Raw genomic sequence first — 26,620 nt, 5'->3', positions numbered from 1 at the left:
TAAGCGTCTCGCGGAGCAGGTCAAAGACCACCCAACAAAAGAATGCGCGGCCACTGGGGCCGCGCGTTGTCTTATTGATCCAAGAAGGAGCGTAGTTTGCGTGACCTGCTGGGATGTTTCAGCTTGCGAAGCGCCTTGGCTTCGATCTGACGAATACGTTCGCGGGTCACCGAAAACTGCTGACCAACCTCTTCGAGCGTGTGGTCGGTGTTCATGCCGATGCCGAACCGCATCCGCAGGACACGCTCCTCGCGTGGGGTGAGCGAGGACAGCACGCGGGTGGTGGTTTCCTTCAGGTTTTCCTGAATGGCGGAATCCAGCGGCAGAACTGCGTTCTTATCCTCGATGAAGTCGCCCAGTTGGCTGTCTTCCTCGTCGCCGATTGGCGTTTCGAGAGAAATCGGCTCTTTGGCGATTTTCATCACCTTGCGGACCTTTTCGAGCGGCATTTGCAGCTTCTCGGCCAGTTCCTCTGGCGTCGGCTCGCGGCCGATTTCGTGCAGCATCTGGCGACCGGTACGGACCAGCTTGTTGATCGTCTCGATCATATGCACCGGAATACGGATGGTGCGCGCTTGGTCGGCGATGGAACGGGTGATCGCCTGACGGATCCACCATGTCGCGTAGGTCGAGAATTTATAGCCGCGGCGGTATTCGAACTTGTCCACGGCCTTCATCAGGCCGATGTTGCCTTCCTGAATAAGGTCAAGGAATTGCAGGCCGCGGTTCGTGTACTTCTTGGCGATGGAGATGACGAGGCGCAGGTTCGCCTCGACCATTTCCTTCTTGGCCTGACGGGCTTCTTTCTCGCCCTTCTGAACCTGCTGCACGATGCGGCGGAATTCAGAGATGTCGAGACCGACGTACTGACCAACCTGCGCCATGTCGGCGCGTAGCTCATCCACTTTGTCAGATGAGCGTTCGATAAACATCTGCCAACCGCGACCGGACTTTTCGGCCATCCGCTCCATCCAATTGGGATCAAGCTCGTAGCCGCGGTAGTTGTCGACGAATTCCTTGCGGTTGATGCGCGCTTGGTCGGCGAGTTTCACCATCGCGCTGTCGATCTGCATGATGCGGCGGTTGATGCCGTAAAGCTGATCGATCAGGGCTTCGATACGGTTGTTGTGCAGGTGCAACTCATTCACCAAGAGCACGATCTCAGAGCGCAGCTTTTGGTAGGTTGCTTCCTGCTCTTTGCTGAACGTGCCGTCCTCGTTCAACGTGGCCGAGATGCGGCTGTCCTGCATCGCGCTGAGCTTTTCGTAATCATCCGCGATGATGTCGAGCGCTTCGAGGACCTGAGGCTTCAGTGCCGCTTCCATGGCCGCGAGGCTCATGTTGGCCTGTTCGTCCTCATCGTCGTCATCGTCGGAAGAGATCGGATTACCGTCAGCGTCGTACTCGGGTTTCGAGTCTTCGCTCTTGGTTTCGCTCCCAGCGGTGGGGGCGACGACGGGTGTGGTCTCTTCCTCATCGCCCATCTGCGTACCAAATGTCGCTTCAAGGTCGATCACGTCACGCAGCAGAATGTCTTCGGACAAAAGCTCGTCGCGCCAGATGGTGATCGCCTGAAACGTCAGCGGGCTTTCGCACAGCCCGGCAATCATCGTGTTGCGGCCAGCCTCGATCCGCTTGGCGATGGCGATCTCGCCCTCACGGCTGAGCAACTCAACACTGCCCATCTCGCGCAGGTACATGCGCACCGGGTCGTCGGTACGGTCAAGTTTCTCAGAGGTACCCGAAGACAGCGCCACATCGCGGTTGGATTCAGTCGTCGCGATTTCGGTCGAGCCTTTGTTCTCTTCCTCTTCGGCTTCCTCATCCTCGATGATGTTGATGCCCATTTCCGAGAGCATCGACATCACGTCTTCGATCTGTTCCGAGCTGACCTGATCGGGCGGCAGCACCGTGTTCAGCTGATCGTAGGTGATATAGCCCTTTTCGCGGGCCTCACCGATCATCTTTTTCACGGCGGCTTGGCTCATATCGAGCGAGTGGCCAGCCTCTGAATCGTTGCTCTTTGCGTCGTCATTCGTATCTTTGGCAGCCATCTCATGCTCCTTCAGCGCGTCAGCGCGAATCATCCGCAGACGATTCGGTTTTCCGAATCATGCGGGGTTATTGGTGATTCTTAAACCCGTTGCCCAGCATTTTCAAAAAGTCCTGCAAATGGGCCACGCTGATGCCTCATCCGCGACCCTTCGACTTCTCATATTTAATCGTTCCGAGCAGCGCATCCAGTGCACTGCGCTCATCGCGGTCCATGGTCATGCCGTTGTCGCCAACGTCAAATTCACCGTTGTTGTCTTCTTGTGCGCTGCGCCGGGCCATGTCGGCGGCGCGGGCTGCTTCGCTCAGACGCCAAGTGACCCCCTCGTCTGCCGGGCCGCTTAGGTCTTCTACGGCTTCTGCAATTTCCTCGTTCAGCCCGCGGGCAGCGTCCAGTTTGGCCAGTTCCTCCGCCACGGTCAGCCGGGTCATTTCGACATTGCCGGGATTGCGGATGCAGGGCGTGATCGCAACGTGGCGTTGCCCCTTCATGTTTTCAAGTGTCTCCCAGCCGAGGGAATAGGAAATCTCTTCGCGCAGCACATCTTCACCGGCATGGCCAAAGCGCAGCAGCAGGTCGCGCAGCCGCGCATGGTCGGGGTCCGCGCAGCCCATCCCCTCCAACCCGGTCTCGAAGGTTTCGATCATCTGAGGGCAGTCCACGAGGGCGACGAGGATTACCGCCTCGCGCAGATGCATGCCCACCTGCTCATCGCTCATCGCCACGAGGGCCGAGGCTTTGGTGCTGGCCAATGGGGCCAGCGGGGCACCCCATGGGCTGCCCTTGCCGCCTTTGCCCTTGCCCGGCCCTTTGCCCCCGACGGGACGGAAATCAGGGCGTTTCTTTTGCGGGCGAAACAGGTCCCACCGCAGGTCTTTGATCTCTTGCCCGTAGTGGCTGCGGATCGACGGGTCGCGGATCAGCTTGATCTTTTCGCGCAGGCTTTTGTCCAGCGCGGCCTTGCGTTCGGGGCTGTCGAAAACCTTGCCCTCGGTCTCGCGCTGCCACAGCAGGCGCACCATGGGTAGGGCGTTGTCCAAGAGTTTTTGCAAGGCCCCCGCCCCCTGCGCGCGCAGCAGATCGTCGGGATCCTGCCCCTCGGGCATCACCGCGAAACGCAGGCTTTGCCCGGCCTCCAACAGCGGCAGGGCCAGATCGATCAATCGAAGCGCCGCGCGCTGGCCCGCCGCATCGCCGTCCAGCGTGATAATCGGCTCGGGCGCGATCCGCCAGAGCATCTGCAACTGGTTTTCGGTAATCGCGGTGCCAAGCGGGGCCACGGCGCCTTCAAACCCCGCCCCGTGCAGGGCAATCACATCCATATAGCCTTCGGCGACGATCAGCGGCTGACCCCGACCGGCGGCGGCGCGGGCGTCTTTCACGTTGTAAAGGCTGCGGCCCTTGTCGAAGAGTTCGGTCTCAGGCGAGTTGAGGTATTTCGCCTTATCCTCCGGGTCCATCGCGCGACCGCCAAAAGCGATCGCCCGCCCCCGCGCATCGCGGATCGGGAACATGATGCGCCCGCGGAAAGTGTCATAGGGCTTGCCGCCCTTGGACGAGGGTTTCGCCAGCCCCGCAGCAAGGATCAACTCATCCGCGACGCCCTTGGATTTGAGCGCATCCCAAAGCCCCTGCCAACTGTTCGGCGCAAAGCCAATCTCCCAATGCGCCTGCGCCTGTTCCGAGAGGCCGCGCTTGGCCAGATAGTCCCGCGCCGCCCCCGCAGCCCCGGTGCGCAATTGCAGGCGGAACCACTGCACCGCTTGCTCCATCACCTCGGCCAGTTGGGTACGCTTGTCGGCCTTGGCCTGCGCACGGGGGTCTTGCTTGGGCACCGGCATGCCGACTTCGCGGGCGATGATCTCCACCGCCTCCATAAAGCTCACATTCTCGGTCTCGCGCACGAAAGAGATCGCATCCCCCTTCGCGTGGCAACCAAAGCAGTAGTAGAACCCTTTGCGGTCATCGACGTGAAAGCTGGCGGATTTTTCCTGATGGAAGGGGCACGGCGCCCACATGTCGCCTTTGCCCTGATTGGACTTTCGGTTGTCCCATATGACCTTACGCCCCACCACCTGAGACAGGCTGGCGCGGTCACGCAGTTCTTCCAAAAATCCAGGGGGCAGGCTCATGACTTCATATACCGGGCGGGGCGGATCAGAGTCCAGAGGAGGCAGGTCAGCCACGGGCAGCAAAGTGCCCCTCCATGCCGGGCAGCGCCCCTGCCCAGCATGGAGTTTGTTAGCTTACTGCGCGAGGCACATTTCTTTCCATGCAGCGGAAAGATCGTTGTTTTTCACATCGCGCATTTTCATCTCATAAACCCAAGGGGTCACCAGCGGGATCGCGGTGTTAAAGCTTTCGGGCCATGTCGCTTGGGCCTTCACGGCGGCGGGCACTTCGCGTTCCTTCACCCGGTCAAGCCGCGCCTGCTGCACGGCGGCGACCACGGCGGCCTGATGCATACAGCTGTCTTCTTTTTTCGAGGCCGCCAGCGCCGGGCCCGAGACCGCCATGCTCATCGCGGCCAATGCGGCGAAAATCGTTCTGTTCATGTCTATGCTCCGTTGTTTGCCAAACGGGGATTCGGGCCCCCGCCGGACAACCTAGCGCCGCGATGCCACCGCTTCCATAGCGCGGCGCAATTCCTGCACCAAAGTGGCGGCCATGGACCGATAGACCAGCAGCAGAAACCCGGTCTCAGTGCGGGTGATCGAGGCGGGCATGTCGCGCAATTGGCTGCGCAGAATATCGCCGGGTTCGAAGACGCTGTCGCGCAGGTCCACCGGGGCCAAACGCGCCAAGACGTCTTCGGCCCCCGGTCCCTGCAACTCCGCCACCGCCCATCCGTCCGAGACATCGACAAGGGCTGCATGTTTCGCAAGGGCCTCATCCGGCGTAGGCCCGACAAGCAGCGCCTCTTCCCGGCCAAACCACAGGCATTGGGCATCGCCCTCAGCGGTGCTCTGAAGTGGCTCTGGCAGTGCAACCCCATGGGCCGCCTCAAGCGCTTTGGAGAGGCCCGCCCGATCAAACACGCCCAGCACGGTCAACTGGCCCAGATCACGGGCCGCCACCGTCATGTCACCGATGTGCAGCGGGAGCAGCTCGCCGAACGGCGTTTGCGCTTTCAATTCAACCACGGGCGCGCCCTCCTTCCGGGTCCACAAAGACCGGGGCGCAGATCTCCACCTCCGCCTCGATTTCGCGCAGATGATCGACCATGCGCATCACCTCTCCGTGCCGCTGACGGCCCCGCATGACAAAGGCCAGCCCGATAAAGGTGCCGATATCCGGCGAAAAGCCGACAGAGGTTGTATACCCCTGCGCATTCTCGCGGCGCGCCTCGGCCCCCGCCTCAAACAAAAACGCCCCTGCAGTGAGTTGTTTCACCGCGCCTACGGGCCGTAGCCCCACCAATTGCCCCCGCTCCGGATCGCGCAGGCCGGGACGTTCCGACATGGTTTTGCCAATACAGTCCTTTGCGTCCGACACCATCCGTTCCATGCCGATGTCGCCCGCCGTGGCGCGGCCGTCGATCTCCGCGTGTGTGATATGGCCCTTTTCCAACCGCAACACGTTGAGCGCCTCCATCCCATAGGCGCCGCCCTCTAGCGCCTCGGCCCGCGCGACCAGCAGATCGAACAGCGCCGCGCCATAGCGCGCGGGCACGGTGATCTCATAGGCATGTTCGCCCGAGAAAGAGATGCGGAACAGCCGCGCCGCGACACCGCCGAGCCGCTCGCTACCGCAGGCCATGAAGGGAAAGCTGTCATTGTCGATTGGCTGCTCCAGCAGCCCGTTCAACAATTCACGAGACTTCGGCCCTGCCACGGCAAATTGCGCCCATTGTTCGGTGACCGAGGTCAGATGCACTTGCCATTCGGGATGCAGACATTGCGTCACGAATTCCAGATGGCGCATCACCTCACCGGCAGCGCCGGTGGTGGTGGTCATCAGGTAATGCGTCTCCCCCAACCGCGCGCAGGTGCCATCGTCCATGACGAAACCATCCTCGCGCAGCATCAAACCATAGCGCACTTTGCCGACCTTCAAGGTGCTGAACTTATTCGTATAAACCAGATCGAGCAGCTTGGCCGAATCCGGCCCCTGAATGTCGATTTTGCCCAAGGTCGAGACATCGCAGACCCCAACCGTCTTGCGCACAAAACCGACCTCTCGGTCACAAGACTGCCGCCAGTTGCGTTCCTGCCCGCGTGGGAAATAGCTGGGGCGATACCACAGCCCCGCCTCGACCATCGGTGCACCCATGGCAAGGCTGGCGGCATGGCTGGTGGTCAGCCGCTCGGGCGCAAAGCCCTTGCCCTGCCCGCCCGCGCCCATGGCCGCGATGGCGACCGGCGTATAGGGCGGGCGGAAGGTGGTCGTGCCCGTCTCGGCGATGCCGCGCCCCGTGGCATCGGCCAGAACTGCCAGCGCCGCTACGTTGGAGTTTTTGCCCTGATCGGGTGCCATGCCTTGGGTCGTGTAGCGCTTCATATGCTCAGCAGAGCGGAAGTTCTCTGCCGCCGCCTGCTGCACGTCTTTCACGCAGACATCGTTCTGGAAATCCAGCCACGCGCGGCCCTTGCCCGGCACTGACCAGAGGGGCTTGAGATTGTAGGGCGCGTCATCGGCCTGCGGCAGGTCCATGGGCTCTGGCTTGCGGCCCAAGGCCTCCAGCGCATTCTCTGCCGCTGCTACACCCGCCGCAAGGCAGCCGTGGGTCGAGAAAGTTCCGTTGCAGGCCCCCGCCACATGCATCCCCGGCACCGCGCCGGGGGTCGGGACAAAGGCGTGGATATCGGGCTCCCACGTCGGTCGCCCACCCAGATGGCAGGTCAGATGCAACGAAGGATTCCAACCGCCCGACATGGCCAGACAGTCGGCCTGTATCTTGTGCTCTCCGCCCGCTGTGCGGATGGTCACGGACTCCAATTCCTTGCGGCCCGAAGCGTTGCAGACCACGGCACCGCGCAGTACCGGGAAATCCGCGCCTTCCATGCTGACCCCCTCGCGGCTGTCGATCACCGCGGCGACATGCACACCTGCTGCCGCCAGGTCGCGCGCGGTGCGGTGCGCGTCGTCGTTGTTGCCAAAAACCGCGACCTGCTTGCCCGGTGCCACGCCCCAGCGGGTGAGATAGGCCCGCACCGCACCCGCGGTCATGATGCCGGGGCGGTCGTTATTGGCGAATGCCACCGGGCGCTCCAACGCGCCTGCCGCGAGGATGGATTGCTTGGCCGCGATGCGCCAAAAACACTCCAGCGGCGCGCCTTCGCCCCGCCGCGCGCGGTGTTGGTTGACCCGTTCCAACGCACTGAACATGCCGCCGTCATAGACGCCGGTGACCGTCGTGCGGGGCATCAGCCGCACATTGTCCATCGTCGCCAGTTCCGCCACCACGCCCGCCGCCCATGCATGGCCCGGCTGGCCATCGACGTGCTCGTTCTCGGCATTCAGCCGCCCGCCCATCAGCGCATCTTCGCCGGCGAGAATCACATCCGCCCCCGCCCGCGCCGCCACCAGCGCCGCCATCAGGCCCGCCGGGCCTGCGCCGATCACCAAGAGATCGCAAAAGGCATAGGCTTTCTCATAGGCGTCGGCATTGGGCCCGCCGCTCAATCGCCCGAGCCCCGCGGCACGGCGGATCACCGGCTCATAAACGTGCTTCCAGAATTTGCGCGGCCACATGAAGGTCTTGTAGTAGAACCCCGCCCCGAGGAACGGCGACGCCAGATCGTTCACCGCCATGAGGTCGAGATCGAGGCTCGGCCAAGCGTTCTGGCTGCGCACCGCCAGCCCTTCGTAAATCTCCTGCATGGTGGCGCGAACGTTGGGCTCTGACGCGGGGCCAACGCCGGTGGTCACCAGCGCGTTCGGCTCTTCGCTGCCCGCGCTCAGCACCCCGCGCGGCCGGTGGTATTTGAACGACCGCCCCATCAGCCGCTGCCCGTTCGCCAGCATGGCCGAGGCGACCGTATCGCCCGCAAAGCCATCATAGCGCCGCCCGTCGAAGGTGAAGCTGACCGGCTTGTCCCGGTTGACCAATCCGCGCCCTGCGATCCTCATGCCATGGCCCTTTTCACATCCGATGCCAGTTCCACGGCGTGTACCGCATGGGTCACCGTATCGCGGGTGACGACGAGCCACGCGCCGCAGCCGCCCTCATGCTGCCACAGGTCGCGGGTCTCTCCCGCCGGGTTGTCGCGCAGGTGAAGGTAGGCGTCCCAGACATCATCCCCGGCGTCGGGCGCGGGCCGCGCCAAGGCGATGGCATCGCCGCGATAATAGAACTCTCGCCGGTCTCGGCTGCCGCAGATGGGGCATTCAATCCGCATGGTCGCCCTCCCTCAATGCAAGTTGTGCTGAGACCCGGTGGCCTCTTCATCCATCAGACCTTCGCCCGAGCGGAAACGGTCGAGCCTAAAGCCCGCCGCCGTCTCATGATGCTGCCCCGTCGCCATCAGATGCGCCAGCGCAAAGCCCGAGGCCGGCACCGCCTTGAAGCCGCCGTAGCACCAGCCGCAGTCGACGAACAAACCCTCGGTCTCGGTCTTGTCGATGATCGGACTGCCGTCCGGCGTCATGTCCATGATCCCACCCCAAGAGCGCAGCACGCGGGCCTTGCCGATCATCGGCATAAGGGTCATCCCGGCCTCCATCACATGTTCCATCATCGGCAGATTGCCGCGCTGCGCGTAGGAGGCGTAGAAATCCAGATCGCCGCCAAAGACCAAACCGCCCTTGTCCGACTGGCTGATATAGAAATGCCCCATGCCGAAGCTCACCACATGGTCGATCACGGGCTTTAGCCCTTCGGAGACGAAAGCCTGCAACACATGGCTCTCGATCGGCAGGCGCATCCCGGCCATGGCAGCGACTTGGCCCGAGCGCCCGGCCGTGACGATCGCTACCTTCTTGGCCCGGATCGCCCCGCGCGTGGTCTGCACGCCGCGCACCTTGCCGTTCTCGATGTCGATGCCGGTGACTTCGCATTGTTGGATCAAATCAACACCGCGCTGGTCCGCGCCGCGCGCATAGCCCCATGCCACCGCATCATGCCGCGCGGTGCCGCCGCGCCGATGCAGCAGCCCGCCGTAGATGGGAAAGCGGCCATTGTCGTAATCCAGATAGGGCAGCAGTTTGCGCAGGCCCGCGCGGTCGAGCAGTTCCGCATCGTCGCCCTGATTGATCATCGCATTGCCGCGCCGGGCCGAGGCATCGCGCTGCGCGTCGGAGTGAAACAGGGTGATCACGCCGCGCTGGCTGAACATCACGTTATAGTTCAACTCTTCCGACAGCCCTTCCCAGAGCTTCAGCGAATGGCTGTAGAACTCGGAATTGCCCGGCAGAAAGTAGTTGCCCCGCACGATCGTCGTGTTGCGCCCCACGTTGCCACCGCCCAGATAGCCTTTCTCGAGCACCGCAATATTCGTCATCCCGTGGTTTTTGGCGAGGTAATAGGCCGTGCTCAGCCCATGCCCGCCGCCGCCGATGATCACCGCGTCATATTCCGCCTGCGGTTCGGGATCGCGCCATTGGGCCGTCCAACCGCGGTTGCCGGTCAAGCCTTCGCGCAACACACGCAATCCTGAAAAACGCATCGTGATCCCTCCCGCCGTTTCGCGCAGTCAAGCAACTCCGCGCAGAAGTATCAATGACCGAAAAACGCTGTTTGCCGTCCTGCGGTCTTTGACATGCAAAAGGGGCGCCGAGCGCCCCTTTTCTGTTCACTTACGGAAAGGCGTAAGCCTTCAAAGCCCCTTGGCGTGATAGCTCGCCGCGACCTTTGCGATCGAAACGAGATAGGCCGCCGTGCGCAGGTCATCCACATCGTCGCGGCTGTGCCAGACATGGGCCATCGCCTCATAGGCTGTGCGCATCGTGTCGTCCAAACCAGAGCGGACGAGCTCCAATTCGCCCGCACCGCGCAGGTACTTCTCTTTGAAGTTCGGGCTGAGAGTCCAGCCCAGCTCTTTGTCGGCGCTCAGCCGCTCAAGTTCATCCACCACCAACTGGTGGCGCGATTCCTCGGCGCGGCGTTGCATGCGGCCAAAGCGGATATGGCTAAGGTTCTTGACCCATTCGAAGTAAGAGACCGTCACACCGCCCGCGTTGGCATACATATCCGGCACGATCACGATGCCCTTCTTGCGCAGCACCTCATCCGCCCCGGCTGTCACCGGACCGTTGGCCGCCTCGATGATCAGCGGCGCTTGGATACGTTCGGCATTGCTGAGGTTGATTACCCCCTCAAGCGCGGCAGGGATCAAGATATCGCATTCTGCTTCCAGAAACTTGGCGCCATCTTCCTCAAACTTCCCATCAGCATAGCCTTTGATGCTGCCGTGTTTTTCGATCCATTTGTGCACGGCCTCAACGTTCAGCCCGTCTTGGTCATGTAGCGCGCCATCGCGTTCAATGATCGCGGTGATCTTTGCACCATCCTCTTCGCTCAGGAACTTGGCCGCGTGATAGCCCACGTTGCCGAGACCCTGAATGATGACCCGCTTGCCCTCAAGCTTACCGGTCAGACCTGCCTTCTTCATCCCTTCGGGGTCGCGGAAGAACGCGTGGAGCGCATATTGCACGCCCCGGCCTGTGGCCTCTGTCCGGCCCTGAATCCCGCCTGCGTTGATCGGTTTGCCGGTCACACAGGCCACACCGTTGATATCGGTGGTGTTCATGCGTTTGTACTGGTCCGCGATCCAGGCCATCTCACGCTCGCCGGTGCCCATGTCGGGGGCGGGCACGTTCTGCGCGGGGTTGATCATGTCGCGCTTGATCAGTTCATAGGCAAAACGCCGGGTGATCAATTCAAGCTCATGCTCATCATAGTCGCGCGGGTCGATGCACAGCCCGCCTTTAGAGCCGCCAAAGGGCGCTTCGACCAGCGCGCATTTGTACGTCATCAGCGCCGCCAGCGCCTCGACCTCGTTCTGGTTCACAGCCATGGAATAGCGGATACCGCCCTTCACAGGCTCCATATGTTCGGAATGGACCGAGCGGTAGCCGGTGAAGGTGTGAATACGCCCCCGCAGGCGCACGCCAAAACGCACCGTGTAGGTGGCGTTGCAGACGCGAATTTTCTCTTCAAGACCGGGCGGCAAATCCATCAGCGCGACCGCGCGGTTGAACATCAGGTCCACACTGTCGCGGAAACTCGGCTCATTGGCTGGATTCATCGGTCTCTCCTCTTCTTATCAGGCCGCGTTACCTTTGATTTTAGGCGCGACTCATCTTGCTGCCCTAAGGGCATGCCGCTGCACCGTAGGCCGGCTGTTTCCAAGGTGCGACCTAATTAATCGCGAATTACAAAAGTTTATCAACCCAAGGCAGGGTTGGACATTGCCCCCTCCCTGATCAGGGGAAAACGGGCATCTTCGCAAGGGCGGCGCGCAAGAAACCCGCCCACAACGCTGTCTATTGCCCCATATGCGCCAAACTCTGGCCACTTTCACCTAGCAAAAACTACAGCACTGAAAATGGCGCCCATTCTCTTTGGTGCATGACCAGTGCCAGAAGACGAAAGGTTAATAGCGATGATCAATACACCTCGAAATTCAGGGCGCCTCCCCCGCCGCTTGCCCGCAATGCTTAAGCGTTTTGCACGCGAAGAAGACGGGTTGGTCACGCTTTTTGCCATTCTAATGATCTTGCTGATGATCCTTATGGGGGGCGTGGGAGGCGATCTAATGCGCCATGAGCGTGAACGCGCAAGGGTGCAGGCCGTGGCAGACCGCGCCGTGCTGGCGGCTGCCGACCTTGACCAAACCCTCACCCCTGCAGACGTGGCCCGCGACTACTTCGACAAAGCCGGGATGGCTGACTACATCTCTAGTGTGAAGGTCGAAGAAGGGCTGAACTACCGCCGTGTCACCGTCGATGCCTCACGTGAACTAAACACCATGTTCATGAGCAAGTTCGGCCAAGAAAAGCTGAACGTCCCCGCCAAAGCCACAGCGGAGGAAAAGGTCAACAAAGTCGAAATTTCCATGGTGCTCGATATCTCTGGCTCCATGCGGGAGAATGGCAAAATGGACAACCTCCATGATGCCAGCGATGTATTTATCGATACGGTACTAAAACCCGAGAACGCTGATCTGATCTCAATCTCTGTGGTGCCCTATACCGCGCAGGTCAACGTCGGTCAGGACATTATGGATGAGTTGAACGTCAACCAGCTTCATTCCTTTTCCCACTGCGTCGACTTTGACGATAGCGAATTTGATCTTACCGCGATCAGCCAGACCCGCCCCTATGAGCACATGCAGCATTTCGAGGCGGGGTATAGCTGGAACAACCGTCACCGTGACAACACCGGAAGCTATGACAACATCTCCAATCCCGGTTGTCCTAAGCAGAGCTATGAGGAGGTCGCGGCCTATTCCCAAAACGCCACGGCCTTGAAGAACCGCATTGCCAATTTCCGGCCCCGTGCGAACACGGCGATCCATCTGGGCATGAAGTGGGGCGTGGCTCTGCTTGACCCGGCATTCCAGCCGATCAATCAAGAAATTGGCGGCGATGCTGCATTTCAGGCGCGGCCAGCGGCTTATAGTGACATCGACACGCTAAAGACGGTGATCCTGATGACCGACGGCGTGAACGTCACGACACGGCGGATCAATCCGCAGGTTTATGCCAACCGCGACCACTATCGTCACTGGAGTGATTACCCCTTCTATTGGTGGCTGAACCGCAATGTCCGCTCAAGTGAACAACACCGCTGGTATTCAACGAAATATACCTCTGGTCAGGCCGATAATTTGCTCGATGACATCTGCGACGCGGCCAAGGCCAAGGGCATCGTGATCTGGTCTATCGGCTTTGAAGTAACCGACCACGGCGCGTCTGTGATGAAAAACTGCGCATCCTCCGACAGCCATTTCTTCCGCGTCGAAGGGGTAGAGATCGTGGACGCTTTTGAAGCCATCGCCCGGCAAATCAACCAGTTGAGACTGACCCAATGATACAGAAAACCATCAAAGCATGGCGCCGGTTTCGCGGCGATGAGAACGGATCAGTGATGCTGATAGAGTTCGCCATCCTGTCTCCGCTGCTCTTTGGCTGCTTAATTATGTCGGTCGAGATGAGCTTTTTTGCGATACGCCACATGTTGCTTGACCGGGGGTTGGACATGACGGTCCGCTTCGTGAGGTTGAACACCAATACGCCGATGTCGCATCAGACCATCAAGGATAAGATTTGCGAGACAGCAGGCTTTTTGCAGGACTGTGAAGAAACCTTGCGTCTTGAGATGATCCGCGTGGATCCACGTGATTTTGCCGCCTTCGATCAATCCCCCGATTGCGTGGACACGTCCATTGATCCCAGACCGGTGCGCGGCTGGAACCTTGGGATCGAACATCAGTTGATGCTGCTGCGCGCCTGCTACCAATTCGAACCCTTCTTCCCGACCACCGGCCTCGGCTATGCCCTAGAGAAAGACGGCGCTGGCCGCGCTTCCATGGTATCAAGCGCAGCCTTCGTACAGGAGCCGAACTGATGTCTGTTCTGTCCTCCCTGCTCGCTCGTTTCAGACAAAACGAAGACGGCTCAATCGCGGTCGAGACGGTAATCATGCTGCCGCTGATGTTCTGGGCCTATCTGGCAATGTATTCGACCTTTGATACCTTCCGCATGTACAACCTCAACCAGACGGCGGCCTATACCATCGGCGATGCGATCTCGCGCGAGACGCAGGCGATTGACCCCGATTATCTAGAAGGCATGCAAGGGTTGTTTGACTATCTAACCCGCGGCACTGGGCAAACGGCGATCCGCGTAAGCTCTGTCTGGTATGATGAGGAAAACGACCGCTATCATACTGATTGGTCACAAGTGCGCGGCAACGTAGAGCCATTAGACAGCGACAACGTGCGCGATTGGCATGACAAACTACCGACCATGCCTGACAATGAACGTGTGACCTTGGTCGAGACTTGGCGTGATTTCGAGCCGCTTTTCAAAACCGGGTTGGAGAAGCGCAACATCCACAACTTTGTCTTTACCCGCCCACGCTATGCCCCGCGCACGGTTTGGTCTGACAGTTAAACCACGGTTTGGTCTAACAGTTAAACGATGTGACGTTCGGCCAGTTTGGCGCGGATGATCTCGGCGATCAGTTTGGTTTCATTGGCTGGAGTCATGCCGCCCACACCAATGCGACGGCCCAGGCTCCACCACAGGCCCAAACGCCATCCGCGCGGCACGCGGCGGTTGGTCTTGAGCAGGAAACCATTAGAGGGTTTTGCAGCAAAAGCACCCTGATCAATGCGCTCGATCTCGTCCAGATGAACGATCACCCGGCCATCAGCGTCACGCAGCGCCTGATCGGTCAGTTCCACGGCACTGGCAGTTGAGCGGCGCATCACCTCGGCAATGGCGATGAACCCAAGGCCGATCAGCCCCAATGCGATTTGCCACCCCAGATCGGGTGAGCGGGTGAACGCGGAGTAGATCAACATCACCCCCAGCCCTGCCAGTGACAAAAGCCCAACCCCACGGCGCGCCGGGGAGGCTTTGGCCGTGGCGAGCACTTCGCCAGCGCCTAATGGCCCCGTGCCAGTCTGATCCGTGCTGGTCTGAACTGTCTGCATACTATCGGTCATCGGCCCGGCTTTCTGATGGGCAGAGGGGCCATGGGAATGCCGCCGATTGCCGTTTTTGTTCACCCTCGGCCTAGCCCGACGCCCAGCAAAGGGCAAGTCCGGGCAGGCCGCGCCCTGCCACCGTCAGCGTTCAGGCTTGGCCGAGCGGCTCCGCTGTTTGCCACGGCTCCAGGCTTCCAACCGTTCTTGCAGCTTATCGGCATAGATTTGTCGGGTCTCTGGGGCCATCGCGCTCACCTGTGCCAGCCATGCGCTATGGGCAGCCCCTTGTACACTTGCCGCCGCGTCGCCCTGTGCCGTTAAAATCGCAGCGGCGGCCTCTGGCTCAAAGGGATCGGCGCGCAATGCAGCCAGCATCTGCTCATAAAGCGCGCTGCGTGCCGCACGATCAAGGTGATGCGCCTTGCCGCCTTTGCGCATCTCATTATGCAGATCGCGCCGTGCGTCGGGTGGCAATGCTTGCACATAGGGCGACGCATAGCTGCGCAGGCCCGGCAGCGATTTGTTATCCGGCCCGCCATGTCGCCATAGCGCCCCGCCAACTGCACCTATGATCATCACGTTCAGCGCCAATGACAGACCAAGCGCCCATCGCATCATGCGCACCCGGCGCGGTGTTGGACTCTGTGTCATCTCAACTTTCCTCCATGTCCCAGCCATAACCGCCCCAGTCGGCCGCTGTATCCGTCTCGCCCAGATCAATTGTCGCATCCGGCCAACTGTTGGAAACGACCTGCCCGGCTAAATCTGGCAAACCTTCGGGCGGCGCCACACCGATCCACACGCCAACCGCAGCCGCTGTGGCCAGCCCACTTAGACCTGCAGGGCCCCCCAAGAGCTGCCAAAGCGCGCGGTGCCATGGTTGGCGCGGCGCTTTGGGCATATGGGCTTGGGCATCGGCCAAGACGCGCGCCTGCAAATCCGCCGACACCTGTGGCGGGTTGGCACGGGCCGCAGCAAAAAGACCTTCTAGTGCGTCGTCGTCAAAATCATTCATTTTCAAACCCCAATGCGTCCCGTTGCGCAGATAGCTGCGCGGCCAACGCCCGTTTACCCCGCGCGGTCAGGCTCTCCACCGCTTCGACCCCAATGCCCAAAACCTCGGCAATCTCGGGGTTTGCCATGCCGTCAATATGCCGCAATACCACCGCCTGACGCTGCCGGTCGGGCAGGCTGGCGAGCGCCTGTTGCAGCGCGTCCACACGGGCGGCCTGCTGCATCTTTTGCGCCGCGCCGGGTGCCGGATCGGCGGGTTCAGCCACGTCATCAAGCCCCGTCGCCCCCGCACCGCGACGCCGCAGGCGGTCGGTGCAGAGGTTGGCCACAACGCGGTAGACCCAAGTGGTAACCTTGGCCTCTCCTGTGCGCCACTTCGGCGCTTGGCGCCACAGCCGCAGCATCGCTTCCTGGGCCACATCCTCTGCCTCGGCGCGGTCGCCCAGCACCCGCAGCGCGTGGCCGTGAATGCGCGGCACCAGCCGGGCGGTCAACAACCGCGCCGCTGCCGCATCGCCACTGGCGTAGCGCTGCAACAACTCGGCATCCGCATCGTGCTGCTCGTCGGACAAATCCTGCATCCCGTCCATCGCTAAGGCCCGGGCGCGCCATGATCAAGCGCGCCCGGCGCATCATTTAGTCGCGCTGCGGCTTGTCATGGTCCATCTTGTGGCCCTTGCCGTGGCGCTTGCCATGCATTTTCTTCGCCGCTTCGAACTCTTCGGCGCTGATGCTGCCGTTTTCGTCCTTGTCCAGACGCTCGAACATCTTGGCGGGGTCGTGGCGCTGCGTCATTTCTTCCATCGACAGCTTGCCGTCGTCATTGGCGTCCATACGCTCGATCATGCGCTCGCCGCCTTTGTCACCGCGCTTGCCATCCTTTTTGCCGTCGCGTTTGTCACCGCGTTTGTCACCCATGGCTTCCAACTCAGAGGCGTCAAGGCTGCCGTTGCCATCGGTGTCGAAGCGCTCCAGCATCTTGGCCGAACGCTCGGCCCGGCGCGCATCGCCTGCGGCTTTCAGTTCTTCACCAGTCACGAAACCGTCGCCATCGGCGTCAACCTTGGCAAAACGCGCCTCGGCATGGGCCTGAAACTCTGCCTGTGTGATCTCGCCGTTGCCGTCAGCGTCAAGCTGCTGGAACCGGTCCTGCCCGCTTGGCTGCGCGGTGGCGGCGACGGCACCGATGGCCAGCAATCCGCTGAGGGCTGCGATCTTCATGTTTGTACGAATGGTCATCTTGATACTCCTCGTTTTTTAAAGACCGTCTCACGCTTTTGCGCCGCGATCACAGGGTCAAACGGATGCCGCCGGAACTTCCGTCGCAGGTTTTCGGACTTTTTCTTAAAAAGGCACCATAGCCCCAGCCTGCGCGACATGGCGCCGCAACGGCAGCCTCGGGGCTTTTCATTTCATGCCTCAGGTTGCATCTATCCCCCAACCAAAGGATCGCTTCCATGTCACAGACACAGCAACTCTCTCCCGACACCGTAGAGACCCAAGACAGCGAAGAGCGGCCCCGCCTGCCCGCCATGCTGCGCGGCTGGCGTGGCAAATGCCCCTCTTGCGGGGGCGGGCAGTTGTTGCACGGCTATCTAAAGGTGAACGACGATTGTGCCGTCTGCCGCCAAGAGTTCCACCACCACCGCGCCGATGACGGCCCGGCCTATCTGACCATCCTGCTCGTCGGTCACCTGTTGGCACCGGGGCTGCACATCGCCTTTGTCGTTTGGCGGCCCGAGCCTTTGACCCTGTTCACCATTTTTGCGGTTGGCTGCACGGCGCTGTCGCTCTACCTTCTGCCCAGACTGAAGGGGGCCATGATCGGCTTTCAATGGGCCAAAAGGATGGGCGGCTTCGGCGGCAACACCTAGCGCGGCCCGCCCTTCGGCCCCTGACCGCCGGAGCATCGCCGCATGACCATCGACAAGACCAAAATCCGCAACGCCGCCACAGTGATCGTGCTGCGCGACCGCCATGTGACGCCGCATATCCTGATGGGGCAACGGGGGGCCAAGGCGGCGTTCATGCCCAATAAATTCGTTTTTCCCGGTGGTGCAGTCGATGCGACCGATGCGCAAGTGCCGCTGGCCGCTCCGGTGAATGAACTCTGTCACGGCAGGCTCTGCGACGATGCAGAACCGTCCTTGGCCCATGCCATCGCCGTCGCCGCCATCCGTGAGTTGTGGGAAGAGACCGGTCTGGTGCTGGGCCGCGAGGGCGCGTGGGAGGGCGACGTGCCCCCCGATTGGCAGACCTTTGCCGCCACGGGGCACCTGCCCGACGCCTCTGCCCTGCAATTCGTGTTTCGCGCGCTGACACCTCCGGGCCGGCCGCGCCGTTTCGATGCGCGGTTCTTCCTTGTAGATGCCGATGACATCGCCAGCGACCCCGATAATTTCGACGCCGCCTGTGATGAGCTTTCGCATCTGCAATGGGTGCCGCTTAGCCGGGCGCGGTCGTTTGACATGCCTTTCATCACCGAGGTCGTGCTCGCCGAAGTCGCCGCCCGCGCGCGCGATACAAACCCGCCCGCTTCGGTGCCGTTTTTCAAGAACAATGATGAAGAGAGCCTGTTTCTGCGCCTGCATGGCCGCCCGATGCCGGGTTAAGTCACCAGCACCAGCATCAAGATAGAGACCGCCAGCACAGCCATCCCCGTCCATTCTCGCCCCGAAATCCTTTCGCGGAAAAACAGGGTCGAGGCGGCGATGCTCAGCATCAACTCCACCTGCCCCAAAGCCTTCACATAGGCCGCGTTTTGCAGGGTGAAGGCGATGAACCAACAGAGCGACCCGCCCATCGAGGTCAGCCCGATCCAGACCGCCACCCGCCGCGCGGCCCAGACCCGGCGCATCTGCCCCGGCTCGCGCAGGCGCAGCCAAACGGCCATGATCAGCGTCTGCATCAGCACCACCGCCGCCAGCGTCACACCGGCGCGCAGCAGCGGATCGTCAGAGACCACGGCCAGCGACGCGCCGCGATAGCAGACCGCCGAAATGGCGAACAAAAACCCCGAAGCGATCCCCAACCCCGCCGCGCGGTTGCGCAGATCGGCCAACCGCAGCCCCTTGGCCTCGGCCCCGCCAGATAGAAGCAACAGGCCGACAACTCCAAGTGCAATGGCCGCGAACCCCGCGCCAGAGACACCTTCGCCCAACACGATCCAGCCCATCAGCACGGTCTGGATCACTTCGGTCTTCTTAAAGGTGATGCCGACGGCAAAATTGCGTTGCTTGAACAGCAGCACCACGCAGACCGTTGCCATGATTTGCGCCGTGCCGCCCATCGCACCGTACAGCCAGAACCCCGGCCCTAGCGCCGGCAACCCCTGCCCGCTAAGGCCCAGATAGAGTGGCATCAGTAGCGCGATGAAGGGCGCAGAGTAGAGAAACCGCGAAAACGTCGCCCCGCCCGCCGACAGGGTATCGGTCGCCAGATGCTTTTGCAGCATGAAGCGCCCGGTTTGAAAAACGGCGGCAGCAAGAGTGACGAGGATCCACAGATCGGGGGCGAAAATACTGTCCATAACAGCCTATAGGCCGAAGCTGGGCGGCAGTGCCAGCGCCGTCACGGTCAGCGCCTCATTTGCAGCGCACTGATGTCATAGCCGTTGAAATCCAAAATTTCTTGCGCCGCAGTGATCCGGTCTTCGCCGCCTGTCGCCTGACGGTCAAGGATCCAGCCATAGCCCCCCTCGGGGCTGCCGATGGCGGCGGTGCGGAAGCCTTCATCGACCCAAAGCACCCAGAAGGCACGCTCGGCCCCGCCCACGGCGGCGCGCATGGTATAGCGCGCCGGGCCCTCTTCGCTCAGCGCCCAAAGATCACGGCGGTCGGTGCAGACCCCAGCCGCATCACAGGATTGGCGGTGCTCGATCAGCGTTGGCCCCTGCGGCGCAAAGGTCACCGAGCGCAGGTTGGCATCATTGGGAAAGGCCGCCCGGACCTGCCAATCACCGCCAAACCGCGCCGCGTCATAGCGGCTGGTGGCCCCGATCAGCGCCTCGGCATTGCGAAAACCGGTCTGGGCGGGCGGCGGTTCGCTGCGGTTGCAGGCCGCCAAAGCGGCCAACAACAACAGCAAAGAGGCACGGCACCCCCAAGGGATTGGACCTGCCATCAATAAGGCATCGGATGGGATTTATGCGCCGCATCAAGGTCGGCCATCACCTCATCGCTCAGGGTCAGGTCGGCCCCGCCGAGCGCCACGTCAAGCTGCTCAAGGCTCGTCGCGCCAAAGATCACCGAGCCCATGAAGAGCCGCGTCGCACACCATGCCAGCGCCATTTGCACCGGGTCGAGCCCGTGTTTCTCGGCCACGTCAAGATAGGCCGCCACCGCATCATAGGCGCGGGGTGTGACGCGGCCCCCCAAATCTTCGTTCAGTGACAGACGCGAACCGGCAGGGATTTTCCCGCCCTGATATTTCCCGGTCAGCAACCCGGCGGCGAGGGGCGAGAAGGACAGCATGCCGATCTGCTCATTCACGCAGGTCTCAGAGACATCGGTATCGGCCAGACGGCACATCAGCGAATATTCATTCTGCACCGAGATCGGGCGCGGCCCGCCCGTACGCTCGGCCACGACGGCCCATTGTGTCAGCCCCCAAGCGCTTTCGTTGCTTAGGCCGAAGGCGCGGATCGTGCCCCGCTCAACCTCGCGCTGCAGCGCGCCGAGGGCGTCTTCCATATGGGCGATTGTCTCGGCCCGGTTCTGACCGGACGGGTCAAAAGTCCAGTTCTTGCGGAACATATAGCTGCCGCGGTTGGGCCAGTGAAATTGGTACAGGTCGATGTATTCCGTCTGCAACCGCTTCAGCGAGCCTTCGATGGCGCCGGGGATCGTGTCGGACGAAATCGGCGCACCGTCGCGGGCGTGTTGCATCCCCTCGCCGGAATGTTTGCTGGCCAAGACCACCTCATCGCGGCGCTTGTCCCGGGCAAACCACTGGCCGATGATCTCTTCCGTCCGGCCCACCGTCTCGGCGCTGATCGGGTTTACGGGATACATCTCGGCCGTGTCGATGAAGTTGATCCCGGCGTCGAGCGCGCGGTCGATCTGCGCGTGGCCCTCTTCGGCGGTGTTCTGTGTGCCCCATGTCATGGATCCCAGACAGAAATGCGAGACCTCGATATCGCTTGAGCCGAGCTTGTTCATCTTCATCGTCTGGTCCTCGCTTGTGATTTGCCCGCAACCTAGCCGCCTGCCCGGCCTTCGCAAGGGCAATTGCCAAGCGCCGATCCATAGGCCCCGGCAAAAGCGTAAAATGGCTGCATTCTCCCTTCCCCTCGCCGGGCAATGGACGCAATGTGCGCCCATGCGCCTGCTCATTTCCTTCGCCGCCCTCTTTTTCTCGGTCATCTTGCTGCAACTCTCCACCGGGGGTGTGGGACCGCTCGACGTGCTCTCGGGGCTGCAGCTTGATTTCTCGCGGCAAGAAATCGGTATGTTGGGCTCGGCGCATTTTCTGGGGTTTTTCATCGGCTGTTGGTGGGCACCGCGTTTGATGGGCAGCGTCGGCCACAGCCGGGCCTTTGCCGCCTTCACCGCCGCCGGGTCGATCGGGCTGATGGCGCATATGATGGTGGTGGATCCTTACGCATGGGGCCTGATGCGGGTGGCGTCGGGAATGTGCGTGGCGGGCTGCTATACGGTGATCGAGGCGTGGATGCAGGCCAAGGTCACCAATGAGACGCGCGGGCGCACCATGGGCGTTTACCGGGTGGTCGACATGAGCGGTTCGCTCGCCGCGCAGCTGATCGTCGGCGTGCTCGCCCCGGCGTCATATGTCTCGTATAATCTGCTCGCCATCGGCTGCTGTGCTGCACTGTTGCCCCTGACGCTGACCAAAGTTCGCCCGCCTGAGACGCCCAACCAACCAAGGCTGCGCCCGCGCCTCGCCTTTGACCGCTCGCCCTTGGCGGCGGCGGGTGTCGTGGTAGCGGCGATCTCTAGCGCGTCGTTCCGGATGGTCGGGCCGATCTACGGGCAAGAGGTGGGTCTCAGCGCCACACAGATCGCGTGGTTCCTCGCCGCCTTCGTGCTGGGCGGAGCGCTGGCGCAATATCCGATGGGGATGCTGGCCGATAAATACGACCGCCGCTGGGTTCTGATCTGGCTGTCGGTCGCGGCCATGGGGGGCTGCGCTGTCACGATGATGGGCGCGGGCTATGGCACGGCGGGGATCATGCTTTCGGCAGGGCTCTTCGGGGCCACGACCTTTCCGATCTATTCGGTATCTGCCGCCCACGCCCATGACTTCGCCAGCTCTGACGAGCGTGTCGAACTGTCTGCCGCCTTGATGTTCTTTTTCGCCGTGGGCGCCATCGGCGCGCCCTACCTTGCCTCTGTGCTGATCGAAGGCTTCGGTGCATCGGCGTTGTTCGCGATGATCGCAGCGGCGCATGGGGTGCTGGTGGTCTTTGGCCTTGCCCGGATGCGCGCCCGCCCCACACGGACCGACCGCACGCCCTATGTCTATGCCCCGCGCACCACCTTCCTTATCGGGCGGCTGCTGGGCCGCACCCGAGACCGCGACTAGACTATTCCCGTCTTTTGCTGGCAACAGCGCAGCCCTTGCGATAAGGCTGCGCCAAGCACCGGGAATATTGATATGACACGCCACCTCATCACCTCCGCCATCCCCTATATCAACGGGATCAAACATCTGGGTAACCTTGTGGGCAGCCAGCTGCCTGCGGACCTCTATGCGCGCTACCAGCGTGGCCGGGGGCAAGACGTTCTGTTCCTCTGCGCCACCGACGAACACGGCACCCCTGCCGAACTCGCCGCCGCCAAAGCGGGCAAACCGGTCGAGGAATACTGCGCCGAGATGTATGCCGTCCAAGCTCGCATCGCCGAAGGCTTCGGCCTGTCGTTTGACCATTTTGGCCGCTCTTCCAGCCCGCAAAACCGCAAGCTGACACAGCATTTCGCGGGCGCGCTGGCGGATCAGGGGCTGATCGAAGAAGTTTCGCAGCGCCAGATTTATTCCCCCACCGATGGCCGCTTCTTGCCCGACCGCTATGTCGAAGGCACCTGCCCCAACTGTGGGTTCGAGGACGCGCGCGGCGACCAATGTGACAACTGCACCAAGCAGCTTGACCCCGAAGACCTGATCAATCCGCGCTCCACCATTTCAGGCGCGACCGATCTTGAGATGCGCGAGACCAAGCATCTGTTCCTGCGCCAGAGCAAGCTGAAGGATGAGCTGGACGACTGGATCAATTCAAAGACCGATTGGCCCGTGCTGACCACCTCCATCGCCAAGAAATGGCTGCATGACGGCGACGGTCTGCAAGACCGGGGCATCACCCGCGACCTTAGCTGGGGCGTGCCGGTGAAGCGCGGCGATCAGGATTGGCCCGGTATGGAAGGCAAGGTATTCTACGTCTGGTTCGACGCGCCCATCGAATACATCGCCTGCGCGCAGGAATGGGTCGATGAGGGCAAAGGCTCGGACTGGGAAAGCTGGTGGCGCACCGACAAAGGCGCCGAAGACGTGCGCTATACCCAGTTCATGGGCAAGGACAACGTGCCCTTCCACACGCTGAGCTTCCCCGCCACGATCAAGGGCTCGGGCGAGCCCTGGAAGCTGGTGGATTACATCAAATCCTTCAACTACCTGAATTACGACGGCGGCCAGTTCTCCACCTCGCGCGGGCGCGGTGTGTTCATGGATCAGGCGTTGGAAATCTTACCGGCGGACTACTGGCGCTGGTGGCTCTTGAGCCATGCGCCAGAGACATCGGACGCGGAATTCACTTGGGAGAACTTCCAAGCCTCGGTGAACAAGGATCTGGCCGATGTGCTGGGCAACTTCGTCAGCCGGATCACCAAGTTCTGCCGCTCTAAATTCAGCGAAGCGGTGCCGGAGGCCGGAGAATACGGCGAGGCCGAACAGGCGCTGATCGAAGACATCACTGCCCGCGTCGCGCGTTATGAAACGCTGATGGAGGCCATGGAGGTTCGCAAATCTGCCGCCGAACTACGCGGCATCTGGGCGGCGGGGAACGAATATCTGCAAGCCCAAGCGCCTTGGACCACGTTCAAGACAGACCCCGACAAAGCCGCGGCACAGGTCCGGCTGGCGCTGAACTTGATCCCGCTCTATGCGGTGCTATCGGCCCCCTTCATCCCTGCCGCTTCGGCCTCGATGCTCGAAGCGATGAAGGTCGAAGACATGCCTTGGCCCGACGACGTGCCAGCCGCCTTGGGCAAACTCGCGCCCGGCCATGCTTTTGAAGTGCCCGAAGTGCTGTTTGCCAAGATCAGCGATGAGGACCGCGAGAATTGGTCCGAACGCTTCGCGGGCAAGCGAGACTGAGATCAAACGATAGAACAGCGGCTCATGACTAGGGGCCGCTGTTCACGCCCCTAACCGTCGGCGTTTTACTGCGAAAGCGGCAGAGCGCGCTTGGGTTCTGCTTGATGCTCTATTCCTGCGGTTGGCCCCAGACAATGGGCCGCAACCTCGGCTCCTAGAAACCGGATACCCCGAACCGCACCGTCCGGAGCCAACAAAGCAGTAAACGCGCCCGCGACGATCCGGGCTGTCTCCTCCCCCGGGTGCATCTCAAAACTCCCCTGCTGTTGCGCACCGTGCCAAATTTGCTGCACCAGGCTGCCAATCTCCGCCCCATCTCCCAGACGCGGCCCAAAGAGATCGGCGATATCTTGACCGACCAAGCAATCCCCCAACCCATAGGTCACACCGCAAGCCTCTTGATTGGCGTGGCGGACACGCCCCGTCTGATCAAACTCAATTTCAATCTCTGCGCTACACGCCTTGACGAAAGAACTGATGCGGCCTTTATCACCGCCCGCAATCTGAGGCCGAAAGTGATCCTCTGCGCCCTGCTGCAATACGTTAATAGTGTGAGGCGGGTCGTAAAAGTTCAGCCACAAGACACGTTGCTTAGCGTCATAAACAATTCCGTGAATGGGTATCGCATCCAGCGCCATCCATGTACCGGACAGCGCGCTGCTGTCTTGGCCAGATACCCAGCTAATCCGATGCAAAATCCTTGGCCACTTCAACAGCAAAGAGAGCCAAGAAAACGCGCGACTGTCCTGCCCAAATTTGAACCTTTTCAAAAAGTTACCACTCCCAACCACCATGCGTCACCCCCGCCACAACGCCGCATTATCATGCGATCACGCCTTGCGGACCGCTAGCCGGGAATGTCTAGCGGTAAGGTCTTACAGCCGGGTTAAAGCATGGGCACAGTGTAAACTTGCAAGGGCCATATTTTCGCCCTATTTCCGAAGCAGTTAACAAAGTGTTAACATACGATTGGATTAGAATGTTCCGGGTCGCCCACACTATTCATCATGATCATGACCTCGGACTTGTGATCTTGGCAGCACTGCTTTGCATATTTGGCAGTTGGGTTGTCTCACGCCTTTATAAACATGTGCTTGAACAGCCACGTCGGCAGGCATTGATCTGGTGTTACCTTACCGCGATGACCGCTGGGATCACGGTTTGGTGTACCCATTTCATTGCGATCCTCGCCTATCAACTTGATGCGCCGGCTACCTTTCACTTTTCACTGACGTTCCTGTCGCTGATCATCGCCATCATCGGCTCAACCTTGGGAGTTCTCATCGCAGGTTTGGTTAAATCGCGCCGCGCGACGATCCTTGGCGGGGCGATCTTTGGGTTGGCCATCGCAGCCATGCACTATACTGGCATGGTTGCCTACCGGGTGCAGGGTACGATCCATTGGGACATCCAGTACTTGGTCGCTTCTGTGATAATTTCGGTCGTGTTGACAACGCTCGCGCTGGGCGCCGCCCGGCGCGGGGGCCGGCGCAGTGTTCTGTCGATGGCGGGGCTGTTGGCCTTGGCTATCATCCTGTTGCATTTCACCGGCATGGCCGCTTTTCAGGTAACCCCGCTTCCGGCTCTGCCTGACTATGCCAATCCAGTCGAATACCGTTTGATCGCGCTGATCATCGCGGGAACAGCCACCGTTATCGCCCTCGCCGCATTCTTTAGCTATGTGGTTGAGAACCGCACCCGGAGCGAAAGCGTCGAGGAGTTGCGCAAAGCCCGCGATGCCGCCGAAAGTGCAAGCCGCGCGAAGTCGGAATTCATGAGCGTGCTGAGCCATGAATTGCGCACCCCGCTGACCATCGTCATCGGATATGCCAGCTTTTTGTCCGAACTTAAAAATCACAACCTTGCCAAGCTTGCGCCCGAAGAAAAGCCTGCGCGACCGCATTTTGAGAAGATGGGCGATCAAGCACAGCTTTATGGCCAGCGTATCAAATTTGCTGGCGGGCAGTTGTTGACCATTATCAACGACATCCTCGACTACACCAATATGGAACTCAACGAGCTTGCGCTGGACAAGACGCTCTTCGACACGCGCGCGCTTTTGGAAGAGGTGGTCGAAGAGCATCATGGATCGGCCCACGATAAAACCGCGACACTGCATATCGACACACCCGCGCTTAGCGTCACCGCCGACCGCCGCCGCAGCCTGCAACTCTTGGGTCATATCGTCGGGAACGCGCTAAAGTTTTCGAAAGCCCGCGACATCTATCTGCGGGTTCGGCTTCAATCGGGCGGATTCTGCTTTGAGGTCGAAGACAACGGCGTGGGCATTGCAGCAGAAGACCTAGACCGCATTTTCGAAGCCTTCACCCAGATCGAAGACGCAGATGACCGCGCCGAAGGTGGCACGGGTTTGGGGCTGGCGATCTGCAAGAAACTGGCCCTTGCCCATGGCGGCGACATCACGGTCAAAAGCACGCTTGGCCAAGGGACGACCTTCTCCGTCTTCATCCCCGGTGCCACGCAAATGGCGGAGCCTGCAATGCTCGCTCAAGCGAGCTAAGTTTCGGCAAAAGTGGTGCGGGCGGTGGGACTCGAACCCACACGGGGCTACGCCCCAACAGATTTTAAGTCTGGTATGTCTACCATTCCATCACGCCCGCATCGG

The 26,620-nt window shown here is 61.1% G+C and carries 25 protein-coding genes and 1 tRNA gene; 8 read left to right on the top strand and 18 right to left on the bottom strand.

What is annotated here, in order from left to right; translation table 11 throughout:
* Nucleotides 1-71: 71 nt before the first annotated feature.
* The 8 genes from rpoD to BM229_RS00300 all read right to left on the bottom strand — a co-directional run bounded on the left by rpoD (nt 72) and on the right by BM229_RS00300 (nt 11,241).
* On the bottom strand, nt 72-2,054 hold the full coding sequence (rpoD, locus tag BM229_RS00335; protein ID WP_093927159.1) for an RNA polymerase sigma factor RpoD: 1,983 nt from the start codon (nt 2,052-2,054) through the stop codon (nt 72-74).
* Nucleotides 2,055-2,190: 136 nt separating this feature from the next.
* The gene (dnaG, locus tag BM229_RS00330) at nt 2,191-4,185 is read right to left on the bottom strand and encodes a DNA primase (protein WP_093925735.1); all 1,995 of its coding nucleotides are present in this window, start codon (nt 4,183-4,185) and stop codon (nt 2,191-2,193) included.
* 114 nt (nt 4,186-4,299) lie between these two features.
* Nucleotides 4,300-4,608 (bottom strand): hypothetical protein, encoded by a 309-nt coding sequence (locus BM229_RS00325; protein WP_208604001.1) that lies wholly within the window; start codon nt 4,606-4,608, stop codon nt 4,300-4,302.
* A gap of 51 nt (nt 4,609-4,659) precedes the next feature.
* Nucleotides 4,660-5,196, bottom strand: coding sequence for a sarcosine oxidase subunit gamma (locus BM229_RS00320; protein ID WP_093925734.1), 537 nt, complete (start codon nt 5,194-5,196; stop codon nt 4,660-4,662).
* Nucleotides 5,189-8,125, bottom strand: coding sequence for a sarcosine oxidase subunit alpha family protein (locus BM229_RS00315; protein ID WP_093925733.1), 2,937 nt, complete (start codon nt 8,123-8,125; stop codon nt 5,189-5,191). Before BM229_RS00315 ends, BM229_RS00320 begins: the two co-directional genes overlap by 8 nt.
* Nucleotides 8,122-8,394: a sarcosine oxidase subunit delta gene (locus BM229_RS00310; protein WP_093925732.1), complete on the bottom strand. Its 273-nt coding sequence runs from the start codon at nt 8,392-8,394 to the stop codon at nt 8,122-8,124. The genes BM229_RS00315 and BM229_RS00310 overlap by 4 nt, the downstream gene beginning before the upstream one ends.
* Nucleotides 8,395-8,406: 12 nt before the next feature.
* The gene (locus tag BM229_RS00305) at nt 8,407-9,660 is read right to left on the bottom strand and encodes a sarcosine oxidase subunit beta family protein (protein ID WP_093925731.1); all 1,254 of its coding nucleotides are present in this window, start codon (nt 9,658-9,660) and stop codon (nt 8,407-8,409) included.
* Nucleotides 9,661-9,810: 150 nt separating this feature from the next.
* Entirely contained in the window at nt 9,811-11,241 is a 1,431-nt protein-coding gene (locus BM229_RS00300) for a Glu/Leu/Phe/Val family dehydrogenase (RefSeq protein WP_093925730.1), read from the bottom strand.
* A 408-nt stretch (nt 11,242-11,649) separates the two neighbouring features.
* Between BM229_RS00300 and BM229_RS00295 the strand changes: the two genes are divergently transcribed.
* Genes BM229_RS00295 through BM229_RS00285 form a run of 3 tightly spaced genes read left to right on the top strand, consistent with a single transcriptional unit; the run spans nt 11,650 to nt 14,113 of the window.
* Nucleotides 11,650-13,029 carry a Tad domain-containing protein gene (locus BM229_RS00295; RefSeq protein ID WP_244152078.1) on the top strand — a complete coding sequence of 460 codons (1,380 nt, stop codon included), beginning with the start codon at nt 11,650-11,652 and terminating at the stop codon, nt 13,027-13,029.
* The gene (locus tag BM229_RS00290) at nt 13,026-13,565 is read left to right on the top strand and encodes a TadE/TadG family type IV pilus assembly protein (protein WP_093925728.1); all 540 of its coding nucleotides are present in this window, start codon (nt 13,026-13,028) and stop codon (nt 13,563-13,565) included. The genes BM229_RS00295 and BM229_RS00290 overlap by 4 nt, the downstream gene beginning before the upstream one ends.
* Nucleotides 13,565-14,113, top strand: coding sequence for a TadE/TadG family type IV pilus assembly protein (locus BM229_RS00285; RefSeq protein WP_093925727.1), 549 nt, complete (start codon nt 13,565-13,567; stop codon nt 14,111-14,113). Before BM229_RS00290 ends, BM229_RS00285 begins: the two co-directional genes overlap by 1 nt.
* A gap of 20 nt (nt 14,114-14,133) precedes the next feature.
* Here the strand turns inward: BM229_RS00285 and BM229_RS00280 are convergent, their stop codons facing one another.
* The 5 genes from BM229_RS00280 to BM229_RS00260 form a co-directional block, all read right to left on the bottom strand.
* Nucleotides 14,134-14,670, bottom strand: a complete 537-nt coding sequence (locus BM229_RS00280) for a hypothetical protein (RefSeq protein ID WP_244152077.1) — start codon at nt 14,668-14,670, stop codon at nt 14,134-14,136.
* Between the two features lie 123 nt (nt 14,671-14,793).
* On the bottom strand, nt 14,794-15,303 hold the full coding sequence (locus BM229_RS00275; protein WP_167360168.1) for a periplasmic heavy metal sensor: 510 nt from the start codon (nt 15,301-15,303) through the stop codon (nt 14,794-14,796).
* Nucleotide 15,304: 1 nt separating this feature from the next.
* Nucleotides 15,305-15,667, bottom strand: a complete 363-nt coding sequence (locus tag BM229_RS00270; RefSeq protein ID WP_093927156.1) for a hypothetical protein — start codon at nt 15,665-15,667, stop codon at nt 15,305-15,307.
* Nucleotides 15,660-16,256, bottom strand: coding sequence for an RNA polymerase sigma factor (locus tag BM229_RS00265; RefSeq protein ID WP_093925725.1), 597 nt, complete (start codon nt 16,254-16,256; stop codon nt 15,660-15,662). The genes BM229_RS00270 and BM229_RS00265 overlap by 8 nt, the downstream gene beginning before the upstream one ends.
* Nucleotides 16,257-16,302: 46 nt before the next feature.
* A complete protein-coding gene (locus tag BM229_RS00260) occupies nt 16,303-16,905 on the bottom strand; it encodes a calcium sensor EFh (RefSeq protein ID WP_093925724.1) in 603 nt (200 codons plus the stop codon).
* Nucleotides 16,906-17,123: 218 nt separating this feature from the next.
* Between BM229_RS00260 and BM229_RS00255 the strand changes: the two genes are divergently transcribed.
* The gene (locus BM229_RS00255) at nt 17,124-17,540 is read left to right on the top strand and encodes a DUF983 domain-containing protein (RefSeq protein ID WP_093925723.1); all 417 of its coding nucleotides are present in this window, start codon (nt 17,124-17,126) and stop codon (nt 17,538-17,540) included.
* Nucleotides 17,541-17,582: 42 nt separating this feature from the next.
* Nucleotides 17,583-18,278: an NUDIX hydrolase gene (locus BM229_RS00250; RefSeq protein ID WP_093925722.1), complete on the top strand. Its 696-nt coding sequence runs from the start codon at nt 17,583-17,585 to the stop codon at nt 18,276-18,278.
* Here BM229_RS00250 and BM229_RS00245 read toward each other — a convergent pair.
* The 3 genes from BM229_RS00245 to BM229_RS00235 are packed head-to-tail and all read right to left on the bottom strand — an operon-like array spanning nt 18,275 to nt 20,831.
* Nucleotides 18,275-19,195, bottom strand: coding sequence for a DMT family transporter (locus tag BM229_RS00245; protein ID WP_093925721.1), 921 nt, complete (start codon nt 19,193-19,195; stop codon nt 18,275-18,277). The genes BM229_RS00250 and BM229_RS00245 overlap by 4 nt on opposite strands.
* Before the next feature lie 47 nt (nt 19,196-19,242).
* Nucleotides 19,243-19,788 (bottom strand): lipocalin family protein, encoded by a 546-nt coding sequence (locus tag BM229_RS00240; protein WP_093925720.1) that lies wholly within the window; start codon nt 19,786-19,788, stop codon nt 19,243-19,245.
* The gene (locus BM229_RS00235) at nt 19,788-20,831 is read right to left on the bottom strand and encodes an aldo/keto reductase (RefSeq protein ID WP_093925719.1); all 1,044 of its coding nucleotides are present in this window, start codon (nt 20,829-20,831) and stop codon (nt 19,788-19,790) included. The genes BM229_RS00240 and BM229_RS00235 overlap by 1 nt, the downstream gene beginning before the upstream one ends.
* A gap of 154 nt (nt 20,832-20,985) precedes the next feature.
* Here BM229_RS00235 and BM229_RS00230 point away from each other — a divergent pair, with 154 nt between their 5' ends.
* Together BM229_RS00230 and metG are read left to right on the top strand one after the other, a co-directional pair.
* Nucleotides 20,986-22,209 carry an MFS transporter gene (locus BM229_RS00230; protein ID WP_093925718.1) on the top strand — a complete coding sequence of 408 codons (1,224 nt, stop codon included), beginning with the start codon at nt 20,986-20,988 and terminating at the stop codon, nt 22,207-22,209.
* A 72-nt stretch (nt 22,210-22,281) separates the two neighbouring features.
* Complete coding sequence (metG, locus tag BM229_RS00225; protein WP_093925717.1) at nt 22,282-23,994, top strand: methionine--tRNA ligase; 1,713 nt, start codon at nt 22,282-22,284, stop codon at nt 23,992-23,994.
* 65 nt (nt 23,995-24,059) lie between these two features.
* Here metG and BM229_RS00220 read toward each other — a convergent pair whose 3' ends face one another.
* Nucleotides 24,060-24,689 carry a PAS domain-containing protein gene (locus BM229_RS00220; protein WP_167360167.1) on the bottom strand — a complete coding sequence of 210 codons (630 nt, stop codon included), beginning with the start codon at nt 24,687-24,689 and terminating at the stop codon, nt 24,060-24,062.
* A 446-nt stretch (nt 24,690-25,135) separates the two neighbouring features.
* On the opposite strand from BM229_RS00220, the gene BM229_RS00215 reads away from it, so the two are divergent.
* Nucleotides 25,136-26,515, top strand: a complete 1,380-nt coding sequence (locus BM229_RS00215) for an MHYT domain-containing protein (RefSeq protein ID WP_244152076.1) — start codon at nt 25,136-25,138, stop codon at nt 26,513-26,515.
* 13 nt (nt 26,516-26,528) lie between these two features.
* On the opposite strand, the gene BM229_RS00210 is transcribed toward BM229_RS00215, so the two are convergent.
* Nucleotides 26,529-26,615, bottom strand: a tRNA-Leu gene (locus tag BM229_RS00210).
* Nucleotides 26,616-26,620 lie beyond the last annotated feature (5 nt).

This window comes from Sulfitobacter dubius (assembly GCF_900113435.1).
Classification (GTDB): Bacteria; Pseudomonadota; Alphaproteobacteria; order Rhodobacterales; family Rhodobacteraceae; genus Sulfitobacter; species Sulfitobacter dubius.
This window is presented reverse-complemented; position numbering and strand designations above follow the sequence as displayed.

What these genes read in the sequence shown, in the direction of transcription:
- rpoD (WP_093927159.1), bottom strand. Translation starts at nt 2,054, where the DNA reads ATGGCTGCCAAAGATACGAATGACGACGCAAAGAGCAACGATTCAGAG.
- dnaG (WP_093925735.1), bottom strand. Translation starts at nt 4,185, where the DNA reads ATGAGCCTGCCCCCTGGATTTTTGGAAGAACTGCGTGACCGCGCCAGC.
- BM229_RS00325 (WP_208604001.1), bottom strand. Translation starts at nt 4,608, where the DNA reads ATGAACAGAACGATTTTCGCCGCATTGGCCGCGATGAGCATGGCGGTC.
- BM229_RS00315 (WP_093925733.1), bottom strand. Translation starts at nt 8,125, where the DNA reads ATGAGGATCGCAGGGCGCGGATTGGTCAACCGGGACAAGCCGGTCAGC.
- BM229_RS00310 (WP_093925732.1), bottom strand. Translation starts at nt 8,394, where the DNA reads ATGCGGATTGAATGCCCCATCTGCGGCAGCCGAGACCGGCGAGAGTTC.
- BM229_RS00305 (WP_093925731.1), bottom strand. Translation starts at nt 9,660, where the DNA reads ATGCGTTTTTCAGGATTGCGTGTGTTGCGCGAAGGCTTGACCGGCAAC.
- BM229_RS00300 (WP_093925730.1), bottom strand. Translation starts at nt 11,241, where the DNA reads ATGAATCCAGCCAATGAGCCGAGTTTCCGCGACAGTGTGGACCTGATG.
- BM229_RS00295 (WP_244152078.1), top strand. Translation starts at nt 11,650, where the DNA reads ATGCTTAAGCGTTTTGCACGCGAAGAAGACGGGTTGGTCACGCTTTTT.
- BM229_RS00290 (WP_093925728.1), top strand. Translation starts at nt 13,026, where the DNA reads ATGATACAGAAAACCATCAAAGCATGGCGCCGGTTTCGCGGCGATGAG.
- BM229_RS00285 (WP_093925727.1), top strand. Translation starts at nt 13,565, where the DNA reads ATGTCTGTTCTGTCCTCCCTGCTCGCTCGTTTCAGACAAAACGAAGAC.
- BM229_RS00280 (WP_244152077.1), bottom strand. Translation starts at nt 14,670, where the DNA reads ATGACCGATAGTATGCAGACAGTTCAGACCAGCACGGATCAGACTGGC.
- BM229_RS00275 (WP_167360168.1), bottom strand. Translation starts at nt 15,303, where the DNA reads ATGACACAGAGTCCAACACCGCGCCGGGTGCGCATGATGCGATGGGCG.
- BM229_RS00270 (WP_093927156.1), bottom strand. Translation starts at nt 15,667, where the DNA reads ATGAATGATTTTGACGACGACGCACTAGAAGGTCTTTTTGCTGCGGCC.
- BM229_RS00265 (WP_093925725.1), bottom strand. Translation starts at nt 16,256, where the DNA reads ATGGACGGGATGCAGGATTTGTCCGACGAGCAGCACGATGCGGATGCC.
- BM229_RS00260 (WP_093925724.1), bottom strand. Translation starts at nt 16,905, where the DNA reads ATGACCATTCGTACAAACATGAAGATCGCAGCCCTCAGCGGATTGCTG.
- BM229_RS00255 (WP_093925723.1), top strand. Translation starts at nt 17,124, where the DNA reads ATGTCACAGACACAGCAACTCTCTCCCGACACCGTAGAGACCCAAGAC.
- BM229_RS00250 (WP_093925722.1), top strand. Translation starts at nt 17,583, where the DNA reads ATGACCATCGACAAGACCAAAATCCGCAACGCCGCCACAGTGATCGTG.
- BM229_RS00245 (WP_093925721.1), bottom strand. Translation starts at nt 19,195, where the DNA reads ATGGACAGTATTTTCGCCCCCGATCTGTGGATCCTCGTCACTCTTGCT.
- BM229_RS00240 (WP_093925720.1), bottom strand. Translation starts at nt 19,788, where the DNA reads ATGGCAGGTCCAATCCCTTGGGGGTGCCGTGCCTCTTTGCTGTTGTTG.
- BM229_RS00235 (WP_093925719.1), bottom strand. Translation starts at nt 20,831, where the DNA reads ATGAAGATGAACAAGCTCGGCTCAAGCGATATCGAGGTCTCGCATTTC.
- BM229_RS00230 (WP_093925718.1), top strand. Translation starts at nt 20,986, where the DNA reads ATGCGCCTGCTCATTTCCTTCGCCGCCCTCTTTTTCTCGGTCATCTTG.
- metG (WP_093925717.1), top strand. Translation starts at nt 22,282, where the DNA reads ATGACACGCCACCTCATCACCTCCGCCATCCCCTATATCAACGGGATC.
- BM229_RS00215 (WP_244152076.1), top strand. Translation starts at nt 25,136, where the DNA reads ATGACCGCTGGGATCACGGTTTGGTGTACCCATTTCATTGCGATCCTC.